Origin of the sequence: Seonamhaeicola sp. (assembly GCF_028281565.1) — a bacterium.
In the GTDB taxonomy this organism is placed as follows: Bacteria; Bacteroidota; Bacteroidia; order Flavobacteriales; family Flavobacteriaceae; genus Seonamhaeicola.
In genome coordinates this window covers 1-13437 of the sequence record NZ_JANQJQ010000037.1, presented here as the reverse complement: position 1 = coordinate 13437, position 13437 = coordinate 1, and the positions used below count along the sequence as shown (strand labels likewise).

Genomic DNA, 13437 nt, shown 5'->3' with positions numbered 1-13437 from the left:
TCGGACTAAAGAACTTCTTATAAATTTAGGTACAGTTTTTGATTCTCCTAAAATATTAATCACTCATAACCTAAATTATGAAAAGACTTCATTTCTTTTTGAATGCGTTGATCCCTCTATTGATTTTAAACTCGTGTATAAGCAATTATCATGTAACTGCCATACCCAGGTTCTCAAATACCATTGACAATGAAATCTATTATAAATATGGGCGATTTAAGGGCTATGATATACATGGTGTTTATAATCCCACTTCAAAGCTGGTTGAATGGAAAGAAAGCAAGTATAAAAGCTATGCTATAGCAGGGGTCTACAACCCTGAATTAGGAATTGTAGAATGGAAAGAAGGCAGATATAAAGGTTACACAGTGGTAGGAGTCTATAACCCGGAATTTAAAAAAGTGGTGTGGAAAGAAAGTAGATACAGAAATTATGCACTTGCCGGAGTTTACAACCCTTCGTTGCAATTAGTTGAATGGGAGTACGGAAAATATCGAGGTTATGACGTACAAGGCGTATACAATCCTGAACTGAAGCAGGTAGAATGGAAACATGGAACATATAGGGGGCTCTTATTAGCAGGCGTATATAATCCCGCTTTAAAGCAAGTTGAATGGAAAGACGGAAAATACAAATGGTATGATATTACCGGCACTTATAGTCCTATTTTAAAAAGCGTTGAATGGAAACATGGAAACTATAGAGGGTTTAGCGTAACGAGCGTTTCTACACATAAAACATATCCAACCCTGTCATCTTATAACACTTTGGTTTATTATGAGGAAGATTAAACCGTTAATCTCTTATTAGAGGCATTGTAGTACAACGGAGCAAGCCTTCCTGCTTCCCGATTTCGGCATAAGGGACTTCTTCTACTGTAAAACCTTGTTCACGTAGCCAGACATTTAAGCGTGTAAAATTCTTTTCAGAAATAATAACCTCTTCTGATATAGAGAAGATGTTACTATACATGTCGTACATTTCATCTTTGGTGATCTCGAATATATTTTCCTTTCCAAAGAAATTGACCAGCCACTCGTACTCACTTTCAATCAAAAATCCGTTTTTGTGAATAATGGCTTTATCTTTTCCTATAGGCTGAAAACAGCAGTCCAAATGCAATGCATTTTCTTTAGGATCCGTATTGGATTTTCTTAATTCGAAGGCTTTTACTTTTTTATTCGGGAATAAATCCTGAATAGCGTGTACCGCCTGTATATTTGTTCTGGCCGTTATAATATCAGGATAATCTGCACCGGTATAGGTACCGATAAAAATATAATCGTTCCATGGCATAACATCACCGCCTTCAACATGGCATGCTTCGGGTAAAATAATTCGGTTTTTATTTTCTATTTTATTCCAAACGTACCTAATGGCTTCAATCTCTTTATCTCTATCCGGTAAAATGTTGGCTTTTATCACTTTGTCTTCAATAACGAAAGCAATATCCCTGGAAAAAATCTGATTACAATCTTTTAAGACATCTGGTCTGTAAACGGTAACATCATACTTTTTAAAAACTTCGGCAACCGCTTCCATTTCTAAAATCATATCCGCTTCTTTGGGGTAAGTGCCCGCCAATACATGTTGAATGCTTTTAGGGTCGTAACAATCTTCTACTTTTGGTATTGGTCCGCAACTTTCTGCAGTTCCCAAAACAACTGCTCTTAACCTTGACGTTTCATTCTGAATATTTAATTCCATATAAAACTCAAAAACCTTTTTAAATTTTAAAGTTTCAAAGCTAACGATAAAAAAGGAATTCTTTGAATTATTCTTAAAAATAACCCATAAAAAAAGAAAAGCTTCATAGAAAAACTATGAAGCTTAACAATTATTTAAAATATTTTAAATGCTATCTTTCTGCAATTGGAAGAAAAGGTCGTTCTGTAGCACCAACATAAAGTTGTCTTGGCCTACCAATGGGCTCTTTGCGCAAACGCATTTCTCTCCATTGCGCAATCCAACCTGGCAAGCGCCCTAAAGCAAACATTACCGTAAACATTTCTGTTGGAATTCCCATAGCTCTGTAAATAATACCGGAATAGAAATCTACATTCGGATATAGTTTACGCTGTACAAAATAATCATCAATTAAGGCTTCTTGTTCTAACCCTTTGGCAATATCTAAAATAGGATCTACAACACCTAAATCACCTAAAACTTCATCGGCAGCTTTTTTGATGATCCTGGCACGAGGATCGAAATTTTTATAAACTCTATGACCGAATCCCATTAAGCGGAACGGATCTGATTTATCCTTAGCTTTAGCCATGTATTTTTTGGTATCTCCATCATCCGCTTTAATAGCTTCCAGCATTTCTAAAACTGCCTGGTTGGCTCCTCCATGAAGTGGCCCCCATAATGCTGAAATACCGGCTGAAATTGAAGCAAACAATCCGGCATGTGAAGATCCTGTAATTCTAACTGTAGAAGTAGAACAGTTTTGCTCATGATCTGCATGAAGAATCAATAACTTATCCAAAGCATTGACCAAAATAGGATTTTGAATATAGCGCTCTTCATTCGGTTGTTTGAACATCATTTTTAAAATGTTCTCAACATACCCTAAAGATGAGTCTCCGTAGTACAATGGCAATCCCTTTTTCTTACGCATGGTCCATGCCACCAAAATAGGAAGCTTTCCTAACAACCTGACAATAGCGTTGTACATATCTTCTTCAGAATCAACATTAACAGAATCCGGGTTAAAAGCTGTTAAAGCACTTGTTAAAGATGACAATACGCCCATAGGATGTGCTGCTTTTGGGAACGCATCCAAGATCTTCTTAACGTCATCATCAACTACCGAATGCGTTTTTATATCCGCATGAAACTTATCCAACTGTTCTGCTGTTGGCAATTCACCAAAGATTAAAAGGTAAGCTACTTCTAAAAAATGCGCTTTTTCTGCCAATTCTTCAATGGAGTACCCGCGGTATCTTAAAATACCTTTTTCTCCATCTAAAAAAGTAATAGCACTTTCGCAAGACCCTGTGTTTTTATAACCGGAATCAAGCGTTATGAAGCCATTTGTAGCTGCTCTAAGGCTTTTAATATCTATTGCAACTTCGTTTTCTGTTCCTTCAACTAAAGGAAATTCATGTTTTTGACCACCTATTTCAATGGTTGCAGTATTTGCCATAAGTTCGAGTAAATTTATTTTGTTTAAGCGGAGCGCTAAATTACGAAATAATAACCGATTTTTAAAGACTTTATAAAGGTGGGCAACCAAATTAGTATATTTCCAAAATAGGTACTAAATAAGAAAACGATTGTTAAAAAAACAATCGTTTTTTTTGTATTATTCTAATTCAGAGTCATTTAATTCGTGCTAACTAATTCTGGATCAGACCTAACCATTTCTTCCAGCATATCTGTTGTGATGGATTTAGGTCTTTCTAAAGGATAACCCAATGCTCTGTCCCAAATAATATTAGACAAAACCCCTATGGCCCTTCCTATGGCAAACAACACTGTATAAAAGTCAAACTGCGTAACACCATAATGCCATTGTACCACGCCTGATTGCGCATCAACGTTTGGCCAGGGGTTTTTTGCTTTCCCTTGTTCTCTTAAAATATCCGGAACTATTTTGTACAGGGCATCCACATATTTAAACAATTCATCATCAGGCATATGCTTTAAACAAAACTCTCTTTGGACCATGTATCTTGGATCTGTCTTTCTTAATACGGCATGACCATAACCCGGAATAACCTGGCCTTTGTTCAATGTATCCCAAACATACTGTTTCAATTCTTCTTCAGACGGCAGTCTACCTTTCATTTGATCCCGTAAACCCTGTAACCATCTTAGTACTTCTTGATTTGCCAACCCGTGTAAAGGCCCTGCCAACCCGTTAATCATAGCCGAGGTGGCGTAATAAACATCAGATAAAGAGCTAGCCACCAGATGTCCGGTATGTGCACTCACATTACCGCTTTCATGATCGGCATGAATTATAAAGTACATTCTTGTTACGTCATCATAGGGTTTGTCTTTACCTATCATATAGGCAAAGTTTGCTCCCAGATCCAATGACGGGTCAGGATAACGATGTCCTTTTTCAGGATGATAAAGCTTATTGTATATGTATGCCGCAATTAAAGGCATTTTAGCAAGCAGGTTAGTGGCATCTTCATAGGTTGAATTCCAGTAATCCATTTTATTCATCCCTTGCTTGTACTTAATGGTGAAGTGTGACTCCCGTTGTAAACTCATTACAGCCGCTGAAAAAATGGCCATTGGGTGGCTTTCACTTGGAAATGAATCTATGACATCCCAGACGTAGAGCGGAATAACACGCCTGTTTCTAAACGACATCATTACCCTGTTCACTTCATCAGTTGATGGAATTTCTCCTGTTAATAAAAGATAATACAAGCCTTCAACATAAGGCATTTCGGCTCCATCTGCCTTGGGTAACTTTTCTAATACTTCCGGAAGTGTATAGCCTCTGTAGCGAATCCCTTCATATGGGTCTAAATAAGAAATATCTGTTACCAAACTTTTAATACCCCGCATGCCTCCGATTATTTGTGATACGGTAACCTGATCTATTACCCTATCTCCATTCTCCTTTAAGAGTTTAGCAGTTCTTTTTCTGTGATCTTGAATTTTCTGATATAATTTATCTTTCAATTGGCTCATGACAGGATGCAACATTAGATTATACAAAAAGTGAATCTTATAAATTTATCACCTATTTAACATTTAAAATATGATAAATATCACAAAACCTATCCAGAGCTGCGATTATCTTAACAAAAAGAAAAGATCACAAAAAAAAGCTCAAATTCATAAAATGAATTTGAGCTTTAATTATAGTCGTTAAAGATATACTTTAATTTACTTTAAAAGCTTTTTCCTGTGGAAAATAAGCCACATCAGCCAACTCTTCTTCAATTCTCAATAATTGATTGTACTTAGCCATACGGTCACTACGTGACGCAGAACCTGTTTTGATTTGACCACAGTTTAATGCAACCGCCAGATCAGCAATAGTGTTGTCTTCAGTTTCACCGGATCTGTGTGACATTACAGAGGTATACCCCGCATTTTTAGCCATATTAACCGCAGCAATAGTTTCGGTTAAAGAACCAATTTGGTTTACTTTAATTAGAATAGAATTTGCAATACCGTTTTCAATACCTCTGGATAAACGCTCCACGTTTGTTACAAATAAATCATCACCAACTAACTGTACTTTATCACCAACTTTTTCAGTCAACGATTTCCAGCCATCCCAATCGTTTTCATCCATACCGTCTTCAATAGAGATAATTGGGTATTTTTCACATAATTCAGCTAAGTAAGCAGCTTGTTCCTCAGAAGTTCTTACTTCGCCTTTATCTCCTTCAAACTTGGTGTAATCATATTTACCATCAACATAGAACTCAGCTGAGGCACAGTCTAAGGCAATCTTAACTTCATCACCAAACTTGTATCCGGCATTTTCAACAGCTTTACCGATAGTTTCGATAGCATCCTCCGTACCGTTTAAAGTTGGAGCAAACCCGCCTTCATCACCTACAGCCGTACTTAAATTTCTATCGTGCAACACTTTCTTTAAATGATGAAATATCTCCGTACCCATTTGCATGGCATGGGTAAACGTCTCCGCTTTTACCGGCATGATCATAAACTCCTGGAATGCAATTGGTGCATCACTATGAGAACCTCCATTAATAATGTTCATCATAGGCACCGGAAGTGTGTTAGCAGATACCCCGCCTACGTAACGGTACAATGGCAAACCTAATTCGTTAGCAGCGGCTTTAGCAGCAGCTAAAGACACTCCTAAAATAGCATTAGCTCCTAATTTAGATTTGTTTGGAGTTCCATCTAAATCGATCATGATCTGATCGATCAAATTTTGTTCAAAAACAGAAACACCTAAAAGCGCTTCAGCTATAGTGGTGTTTACATTTTCAACAGCTTTTAAAACACCTTTACCCATGTAAGTATCACCTCCATCGCGTAATTCAACAGCTTCATGTTCTCCCGTTGAAGCTCCTGATGGCACAGCAGCTCTACCTAAAACATTGTTCTCTGTTACAACATCTACCTCTACAGTTGGATTCCCTCTGGAGTCCAGAATTTGTCTGGCATGAATATTTATTATTGAACTCATAATTTGGTTTATTTTTACTTTAATTTAATACGTCAAATTTACGGCTAAATCTTGTTTTTTTTCAGATGTTTTGGAAGAATTTCCCAAAATAACACCTATAACGTTTTAGTAAATTCCCGCCTTCACGGGAATGACAATTTCAGCGGATACCTCGATTAAATAATCGAGGCGTTTTTTTTAAATATAAGCCTTAATAATCAGAACTTTATTAAGGCTTATATGTACTATTTATTTTTGATATTCTCTATAAACTGATCGAATAAATAAGAGGAATCATGTGGTCCCGGACTCGCTTCAGGATGATACTGTACGGAGAATACATTTTTATCTTTCATAGCTAATCCTGCTACGGTATCATCGTTTAAATGAATATGGGTTATCTCTAAATCGGGATTTGCTTCAGCTTCTTCCCTGTTAACCGCAAATCCATGGTTTTGGGAGGTGATTTCACCTTTACCGGTTTTAAGGTTTTTTACAGGATGGTTAATCCCTCTGTGTCCGTTATACATTTTATAGGTTGAAACGCCATTAGCAATAGCAATCACCTGATGGCCCAGGCAAATACCGAATAATGGTAAATCTCTTTTGATGATTTCTCTAGCAACCGCCTGTGCTTCAACTAAAGGCTCTGGGTCTCCCGGGCCGTTTGATAAAAAGTAGCCATCCGGATTAAACGCTTCCAGATCCTTGAACTTAGAGTTGTACGGAAATACTTTTATGTAAGCATCTCTGCTGGCAATATTTCTAAGGATATTCTTTTTGATGCCTATATCTAAAGCAGCCACTTTGTACGTAGCATTTTCATCACCAAAATAATAAGGTTCCTTTGTGGACACTTTTGATGCTAATTCCAAACCTTCCATACTTGGTACTTTGGCTAATTGCTTTTTTAACCCTTCAACATTATCAACCTCTGTACTAATGACAGCGTTCATGGCTCCATGATCTCGAATGTAGCTTACCAACGCTCTGGTATCTACATCTGAAATAGCCAAAAGGTTATTCTTCTCCAGGAAATCTTCTAAAGAACTATCGGCCGCATCCCGTGAATAATCATAGCTAAAGTTTTTCACTATCAAACCGGCTATCTTTATAGAATCTGATTCTACTTCATCTTCATTGGTTCCGTAATTACCAATATGGGCATTAGTTGCCACCATTAACTGACCGTAATAGGACGGGTCTGTAAAAATTTCCTGGTAACCGGTCATACCGGTGTTAAAACACACCTCTCCAAAGGCTGTTCCTTGTTTGTTTCCTACTGCTTTACCGTAAAAAATAGTACCATCTGCTAAAAGTATGATGGCATCTTGCTTTTTTTGATATTTCATGTGTTTACTTTATTCATAAGATTCCTGCCCAGGCAGGAATGAAGTTTCGCAAAATTGCATAAAAAAAAGGATAAACTAAAATAGTTTATCCTTTATATATTAAATGCTTATCAACATTTATTCTTCCTCTTCGTTAGTTGAAGCTTCTACAACAGGAGCCGCTGCCGCTGGTTTGCTACCTCCGCGTCTACTTCTTCTTGTAGATTTCTTCTTAGGTTTCCCGGCGTTGTAAATTTCGTTGTAATCTACAAGCTCTATCATAGCCATATCAGCGTTATCACCTAATCGGTTTCCTAACTTAATGATTCTTGTGTAACCACCTGGTCTGTCACCTACTTTAACAGCTACTTCTCTAAACAACTCAGTAACGGCATCTTTTTGTCTTAATTTAGCGAAAACCTGACGTCTGTTATGCGTAGTATCTTCTTTAGACTTGGTAACTAATGGTTCTACAAATTGCTTTAAAGCTTTTGCTTTTGCTACAGTCGTGTTAATACGTTTGTGCTCTATTAAAGAACAAGCCATATTAGCTAACATTGCTTTTCTGTGAGCAGTTTTTCTACCTAAATGGTTGAATTTTTTTCCGTGTCTCATGACATTTGTTTTAAACCTTTATCTTGCTACTACCCATTTTGAGGAGCAAACTATAAAGGAGTTAATTATTAATTTACGATTTAAAAAAAGACCTGCAAGGTTTTAAAAACCTTGCAGGACTCTACTTTTAGTCTTTATCTAATTTATATTTGCTTAAATCCATTCCGAAATTTAACCCTTTAACATTTACAAGCTCTTCAAGCTCTGTTAAAGATTTTTTACCAAAGTTTCTGAATTTCATTAAGTCATTTTTATTAAATGATACCAGGTCTCCCAAAGTATCTACTTCTGCCGCTTTTAAACAGTTAAGTGCACGTACTGATAAATCCATATCAATTAACTTAGTCTTAAGTAACTGACGCATGTGTAATGATTCCTCATCATAAGTCTCAGTCTGTGCAATTTCATCAGCTTCCAGTGTAATTCTCTCATCAGAGAATAACATAAAGTGGTGAATTAATGTTTTAGCAGCTTCTGTTAAAGCATCTTGAGGTGTAATAGAACCATCTGTGATAATTTCAAAAACTAACTTTTCGTAATCAGTCTTTTGCTCAACACGATAGTTTTCTATACTATACTTAACGTTCTTTATTGGTGTGTAAACAGAATCTGTAAAGATAGTTCCAACCGGTGCAGCAGCTTTTTTATTCTCTTCTGCAGGAACATAGCCTCTACCTTTTTCTATTGTAATTTCTAAATTAAGGTTTACTTTAGGATCTAAGTTACAGATCACTAATTCCGTATTTAACACCTGGAATCCTGAAATAAACTTTTGAAAATCACCAGCTGTAATTCTTTCCTGACCAGATATTGAAATTGAAACGGATTCGTTATCAATATCGTCTATTTGTCTTTTAAAACGAATTTGTTTTAAGTTAAGAATGATTTCCGTAACATCTTCAACAACACCAGCAATCGCAGAAAATTCATGATCAACACCTTCAATTCTAACTGAAGTGATAGCAAAACCTTCTAATGAAGAAAGTAAAACTCTTCTTAAGGCGTTACCAACTGTTAATCCGTAACCAGGTTCTAAAGGACGAAATTCGAATTTCCCTTCAAAATCTGTTGAATCAATCATGATTACTTTGTCGGGCTTTTGAAAACTAAATACTGCCATAATTTTTTTCTTCGTTTTAATTGTTATTTAGTTGCGCGGTCTATAAGTTTGAAGAAGAACCAATAAACCCTTTGGCTAAATACCAATGTTATTAATTTATTATTTAGAGTATAATTCGACTATGAATTGCTCGTTAATATTTTCCGGAATTTGAATTCTAGCGGGAACTGAAACGTAAGTTCCTTCTTTAGTATCGTTATTCCAGGTAATCCACTCATAGACATGAGAAGAATTTGAAAGTGATGCGTCAATAACTTCTAATGATTTAGATTTTTCTCTTACAGCTACAACATCACCGGCTTTTAAAGAGTAAGAAGGAATGTTTACAACATGGCCGTTTACAGTAATGTGTCTGTGAGATACCAATTGTCTTGCACCGCTTCTAGAAGGTGCAATTCCCATACGGAACACCACGTTATCTAATCTGGACTCACAAAGTTGTAATAATACCTCACCGGTAATACCTTGTGCCGCTCTTGCTTTTTTAAATAAGTTTCTGAATTGACGCTCTAAAATACCGTAAGTATATTTAGCTTTTTGTTTTTCAGCTAATTGAATAGCGTATTCAGATTTTTTCCCACGTCTTCTATTGTTTCCGTGTTGACCCGGAGGATAATTTCTTTTTTCAAAAGACTTATCTTCTCCGAAAATAGCTTCACCAAATTTTCTAGCTATTTTAGTTTTAGGACCAGTATATCTTGCCATTTTAAATTGTTTTAAGAGTGGTTATGAATTAAGGTCTTAATCTTATCCTTCGATAACCAGTTTACCTCTTGTTGATACTTGTTTTTATTAAAAATTTTCAGTTTGCAAATTTATGCAAAAAATTAACATCCTCTGAGAATCAGATGACATTAATTTTTATCTTGTTATATACACGTAATATCGTGATTAAACTCTTCTACGTTTAGGAGGCCTACATCCGTTATGTGGTAACGGTGTTACATCAATGATCTCCGTTACTTCAATACCAGCATTGTGAATGGAACGAATAGCAGATTCTCTACCGTTACCAGGACCTTTAACATATACTTTTACTTTTTTCAATCCGGCCTCCTGAGCTGTTGATGCAGCATCTTCGGCAGCTAATTGAGCAGCGTAAGGTGTGTTTTTCTTAGAGCCTCTAAATCCCATCTTTCCAGCAGAAGACCATGAAATAACATCGCCTTTTTTATTGGTAAGAGATATGATAATGTTATTGAAAGAAGCTGTGATATGTGCTTCTCCAATTGCGTCAATAACAACTTTACGTTTTTTACTACTTGTCTTTGCCATAATAAATTATGCTTTTTTCTTATTAGCAACTGTTTTTCTTCTACCTTTTCTGGTTCTGGAATTGTTTTTAGTACGTTGACCTCTTAATGGTAAACCAGCTCTGTGACGAATGCCTCTAAAACATCCAATATCCATTAAACGCTTAATGTTTAACTGTGTTTCAGAACGTAATTCACCTTCAATCGTGTAAGCTCCAACAGCTTCACGAATACCGCTAATTTGATCATCGTTCCAATCCTGAACTTTGATATTCTCATCAACTTTAGCAGTTGCCAAAATTTCTTGTGCTCTACTCTTACCTACTCCATAGATATAAGTTAAAGCAATTACTCCTCTTTTGTGTTTTGGTATGTCTACACCTGCAATTCTTGCCATATTGTTTTTAGTTTCTAGTTGTTAGTCTTTAGTTGTTAGAATCCTAAACATTTCTATTTCAAACAGATTCATCTAACTCCTAAAAAACTAATGACTCTTTTCTAATTTTAACCTTGTCTTTGTTTAAATCTAGGGTTCTTTTTGTTTATAACGTAAAGTCTACCTTTTCTACGCACAATTTTACAATCTGCGCTTCTTTTCTTAACTGATGCTCTTACTTTCATCTTTATTAGTTTAAAGTTTCAAGTTTCAAGTCTCAAGTTTTAAGTTGGATCATATTCTAACTCATAACTTTTAACTTATAACTTTTAACTTATTAATATCTATAAGTTATACGAGCCTTAGTTAAATCGTAAGGACTCATTTCTAATTTTACTTTATCTCCCGGTAACAATTTAATGTAATGCATACGCATTTTACCGGAAATGTGAGCAGTCACAATGTGACCATTTTCTAATTCAACACGAAACATAGCATTTGATAATGCCTCTATAATAGTTCCGTCTTGTTCTATTGCTGCTTGTTTTGCCATAGTATAATAATTAAGCTATTGCTTTTCTATTTTTACCCGTTTTCATCAAGCCATCATAATGTCTATTCAACAAATACGAATTTATTTGCTGCATAGTATCAATTGCAACTCCTACCATAATTAGTAATGATGTACCACCAAAGAATAATGCCCATCCCGGACCTACATCCATAAGCTTAACAATAAATGCTGGGAACACAGCAATAAGTGCCAGGAATATGGAACCCGGTAAGGTTATTTGAGACATTATTTTATCTAAATATTCAGCTGTTTCAGTTCCCGGACGAATACCAGGAATAAAACCACCACTACGTTTTAAATCATCAGCCATTTTATTAGTTGGTACTGTAATTGCCGTATAAAAATATGTGAATACGATTATTAATAAGGCAAACACCAGGTTGTACCAAAAACCAAATAAATCGGCAAAGTTAGTTTGCAACCAATTCCCTACTGTAGTTTCTTTTAAGAAACCGGAACCACCAATAAGGCCAGGCACAAACATAATGGCCTGTGCAAAAATTATCGGCATAACACCTGAAGCATTAAGCTTTAACGGAATGTATTGTCTTGATCCACCGGCTGCTGCTCTTTCATAACCACCAGAGGCTGTTCTTCTGGCATATTGTACCGCAATTTTTCTAACGGCCATTACCAACATAACAGAAGCTAAAATAATAACGAACCAAATTACCAATTCAAAAAGGATTAGCATCACGTTGTTACCTTCCATTCTAACGGCTGCATTTTGTACAAATGCCTGTGGTAATGTAGCAATAATACCAACCATAATTAATAAAGAGATACCATTACCAATACCTTTGTCTGTGATCTTTTCACCTAACCACATAGCAAAAATACATCCGGTAACCAGAATACTTACAGATGAAAAATAGAATAAAGGTCCTGTTCCTAATAAAAAGGCACTTGGTGGTACTCCTAAACTTGGTAAACTAGCTAAATATGTTGGCGATTGAAACAAACATATAGCAATGGTTAACCAACGTGTAATCTGAGTAATTTTCTTTTGACCACTGGCACCTTCCTTTTGCAGTTTTTGCAAATAAGGAATAGCAATACCCATTAATTGTACAACAATAGAAGCAGAAATGTATGGCATAATACCTAAAGCAAAAACAGAAGCCTTAGCCAGGGCTCCACCGGTAAAAGCATTTAATAACCCTCCTAAACCACCATCTAATGTATTAGATAAACCGGTTAATTGAGAGGCATCAATACCAGGTAATGTAACCTGAGCACCAAAACGATAAACCAGTAACAAACCTAATGTCACTATGATTCTGTTTCTTAGCTCCTCTATTTTCCAAACATTTTTTATTGATTCTATAAATTTCATACTTGTAAAAAGGTCTTATAATGTTACAGCTTCTCCTCCTGCAGCTTCAATAGCAGCTTTTGCCGAAGCAGTAAACTTATGAGCAGATACTTTTAATTTAGCTTTTAATTCACCTCTTCCTAAAATCTTAACCAAGTCATTTTTACCGGCTAATCTGTTAGATAAAATAACATCTAAATCTACTGTATCCTTAATTTTCTTATCATCAACCAATTGTTGTAAGGTATCTAAGTTGATTCCTTGATACTCAACACGGTTTATATTTTTAAAGCCAAATTTAGGAACACGTCTTTGAAGCGGCATTTGACCACCTTCGAAACCTAGTTTCTTAGAATAACCAGAACGCGACTTAGCTCCTTTGTGTCCACGTGTAGCCGTACCACCTTTACCGGAACCTTGCCCTCTACCTACTCTTTTTCCTTGACTTTTTACTGAACCTTGTGCAGGTTTTAAATTACTTAAATCCATTTCAGTTTTGTATTATTTATGCTTCTTCAACAGAAACTAAATGTGAAACTTTAGCAATCATTCCAAGAATATTTGGAGTTGCCTCGTGTTCTTTTACTTGTCCAATCTTTTTAAGACCAAGAGCCTCTAAAGTTCTTTTTTGTCTTTGCGTACGATTGATTGCGCTTTTAACCTTTGTTACTTTAATCTTTCCCATGATTGATCTTATTAAGCGTTAAAAACTTTTTCAAGTGAAATACCTCTATC

16 protein-coding genes are annotated in these 13437 nt (G+C 35.9%); 1 reads left to right on the top strand and 15 read right to left on the bottom strand.

The features are described 5' to 3' along the window. Nucleotides 1–77 precede the first annotated feature (77 nt). The gene (locus Q0983_RS15435; RefSeq protein WP_299555371.1) at nucleotides 78–791 is read left to right on the top strand and encodes a hypothetical protein; all 714 of its coding nucleotides are present in this window, start codon (nucleotides 78–80) and stop codon (nucleotides 789–791) included. Between the two features lie 4 nt (nucleotides 792–795). Here the strand turns inward: Q0983_RS15435 and Q0983_RS15430 are convergent, their stop codons facing one another. The 15 genes from Q0983_RS15430 to rpmD form a co-directional block, all read right to left on the bottom strand. Beyond that, nucleotides 796–1707 (bottom strand): arginine deiminase family protein, encoded by a 912-nt coding sequence (locus tag Q0983_RS15430; RefSeq protein ID WP_299555368.1) that lies wholly within the window; start codon nucleotides 1705–1707, stop codon nucleotides 796–798. A 151-nt stretch (nucleotides 1708–1858) separates the two neighbouring features. Next, nucleotides 1859–3148 carry a citrate synthase gene (locus Q0983_RS15425; protein WP_299555365.1) on the bottom strand — a complete coding sequence of 430 codons (1290 nt, stop codon included), beginning with the start codon at nucleotides 3146–3148 and terminating at the stop codon, nucleotides 1859–1861. Nucleotides 3149–3327: 179 nt separating this feature from the next. Continuing rightward, entirely contained in the window at nucleotides 3328–4656 is a 1329-nt protein-coding gene (locus tag Q0983_RS15420) for a citrate (Si)-synthase (RefSeq protein ID WP_299555362.1), read from the bottom strand. A gap of 193 nt (nucleotides 4657–4849) precedes the next feature. Continuing rightward, nucleotides 4850–6139, bottom strand: a complete 1290-nt coding sequence (eno, locus tag Q0983_RS15415; protein WP_299555359.1) for a phosphopyruvate hydratase — start codon at nucleotides 6137–6139, stop codon at nucleotides 4850–4852. Between the two features lie 224 nt (nucleotides 6140–6363). Then, on the bottom strand, nucleotides 6364–7470 hold the full coding sequence (gene carA / locus Q0983_RS15410; RefSeq protein WP_299555356.1) for a glutamine-hydrolyzing carbamoyl-phosphate synthase small subunit: 1107 nt from the start codon (nucleotides 7468–7470) through the stop codon (nucleotides 6364–6366). 117 nt (nucleotides 7471–7587) lie between these two features. Beyond that, entirely contained in the window at nucleotides 7588–8064 is a 477-nt protein-coding gene (gene rplQ / locus Q0983_RS15405; protein ID WP_299555353.1) for a 50S ribosomal protein L17, read from the bottom strand. Nucleotides 8065–8191: 127 nt separating this feature from the next. Beyond that, nucleotides 8192–9184 carry a DNA-directed RNA polymerase subunit alpha gene (locus tag Q0983_RS15400; protein WP_299555350.1) on the bottom strand — a complete coding sequence of 331 codons (993 nt, stop codon included), beginning with the start codon at nucleotides 9182–9184 and terminating at the stop codon, nucleotides 8192–8194. Between the two features lie 99 nt (nucleotides 9185–9283). Then, nucleotides 9284–9889, bottom strand: a complete 606-nt coding sequence (gene rpsD, locus Q0983_RS15395; RefSeq protein WP_299555346.1) for a 30S ribosomal protein S4 — start codon at nucleotides 9887–9889, stop codon at nucleotides 9284–9286. 186 nt (nucleotides 9890–10075) lie between these two features. Then, nucleotides 10076–10459, bottom strand: a complete 384-nt coding sequence (gene rpsK / locus Q0983_RS15390; protein WP_299555343.1) for a 30S ribosomal protein S11 — start codon at nucleotides 10457–10459, stop codon at nucleotides 10076–10078. A gap of 6 nt (nucleotides 10460–10465) precedes the next feature. Then, nucleotides 10466–10834 carry a 30S ribosomal protein S13 gene (rpsM, locus tag Q0983_RS15385; RefSeq protein WP_299555340.1) on the bottom strand — a complete coding sequence of 123 codons (369 nt, stop codon included), beginning with the start codon at nucleotides 10832–10834 and terminating at the stop codon, nucleotides 10466–10468. 107 nt (nucleotides 10835–10941) lie between these two features. Then, complete coding sequence (gene ykgO / locus Q0983_RS15380) at nucleotides 10942–11058, bottom strand: type B 50S ribosomal protein L36 (RefSeq protein WP_013305171.1); 117 nt, start codon at nucleotides 11056–11058, stop codon at nucleotides 10942–10944. A gap of 92 nt (nucleotides 11059–11150) precedes the next feature. Further along, entirely contained in the window at nucleotides 11151–11366 is a 216-nt protein-coding gene (gene infA / locus Q0983_RS15375) for a translation initiation factor IF-1 (protein WP_007094967.1), read from the bottom strand. Nucleotides 11367–11376: 10 nt separating this feature from the next. Further along, entirely contained in the window at nucleotides 11377–12723 is a 1347-nt protein-coding gene (secY, locus tag Q0983_RS15370) for a preprotein translocase subunit SecY (RefSeq protein WP_299555336.1), read from the bottom strand. A 15-nt stretch (nucleotides 12724–12738) separates the two neighbouring features. Next, nucleotides 12739–13191 carry a 50S ribosomal protein L15 gene (rplO, locus tag Q0983_RS15365; protein ID WP_076698015.1) on the bottom strand — a complete coding sequence of 151 codons (453 nt, stop codon included), beginning with the start codon at nucleotides 13189–13191 and terminating at the stop codon, nucleotides 12739–12741. A 16-nt stretch (nucleotides 13192–13207) separates the two neighbouring features. Next, nucleotides 13208–13387: a 50S ribosomal protein L30 gene (gene rpmD / locus Q0983_RS15360; protein ID WP_186563058.1), complete on the bottom strand. Its 180-nt coding sequence runs from the start codon at nucleotides 13385–13387 to the stop codon at nucleotides 13208–13210. Nucleotides 13388–13437 lie beyond the last annotated feature (50 nt).

Bases quoted from the DNA above. Each gene is read 5' to 3' on its own strand.
- eno (WP_299555359.1), bottom strand. From the start codon at position 6,139: ATGAGTTCAATAATAAATATTCATGCCAGACAAATTCTGGACTCCAGA.
- Q0983_RS15430 (WP_299555368.1), bottom strand. From the start codon at position 1,707: ATGGAATTAAATATTCAGAATGAAACGTCAAGGTTAAGAGCAGTTGTT.
- rplO (WP_076698015.1), bottom strand. From the start codon at position 13,191: ATGGATTTAAGTAATTTAAAACCTGCACAAGGTTCAGTAAAAAGTCAA.
- secY (WP_299555336.1), bottom strand. From the start codon at position 12,723: ATGAAATTTATAGAATCAATAAAAAATGTTTGGAAAATAGAGGAGCTA.
- ykgO (WP_013305171.1), bottom strand. From the start codon at position 11,058: ATGAAAGTAAGAGCATCAGTTAAGAAAAGAAGCGCAGATTGTAAAATT.
- Q0983_RS15425 (WP_299555365.1), bottom strand. From the start codon at position 3,148: ATGGCAAATACTGCAACCATTGAAATAGGTGGTCAAAAACATGAATTT.
- rpsM (WP_299555340.1), bottom strand. From the start codon at position 10,834: ATGGCAAGAATTGCAGGTGTAGACATACCAAAACACAAAAGAGGAGTA.
- carA (WP_299555356.1), bottom strand. From the start codon at position 7,470: ATGAAATATCAAAAAAAGCAAGATGCCATCATACTTTTAGCAGATGGT.
- Q0983_RS15400 (WP_299555350.1), bottom strand. From the start codon at position 9,184: ATGGCAGTATTTAGTTTTCAAAAGCCCGACAAAGTAATCATGATTGAT.
- rpsK (WP_299555343.1), bottom strand. From the start codon at position 10,459: ATGGCAAAGACAAGTAGTAAAAAACGTAAAGTTGTTATTGACGCAATT.
- rpsD (WP_299555346.1), bottom strand. From the start codon at position 9,889: ATGGCAAGATATACTGGTCCTAAAACTAAAATAGCTAGAAAATTTGGT.
- Q0983_RS15420 (WP_299555362.1), bottom strand. From the start codon at position 4,656: ATGAGCCAATTGAAAGATAAATTATATCAGAAAATTCAAGATCACAGA.
- rpmD (WP_186563058.1), bottom strand. From the start codon at position 13,387: ATGGGAAAGATTAAAGTAACAAAGGTTAAAAGCGCAATCAATCGTACG.
- infA (WP_007094967.1), bottom strand. From the start codon at position 11,366: ATGGCAAAACAAGCAGCAATAGAACAAGACGGAACTATTATAGAGGCA.
- Q0983_RS15435 (WP_299555371.1), top strand. From the start codon at position 78: ATGAAAAGACTTCATTTCTTTTTGAATGCGTTGATCCCTCTATTGATT.
- rplQ (WP_299555353.1), bottom strand. From the start codon at position 8,064: ATGAGACACGGAAAAAAATTCAACCATTTAGGTAGAAAAACTGCTCAC.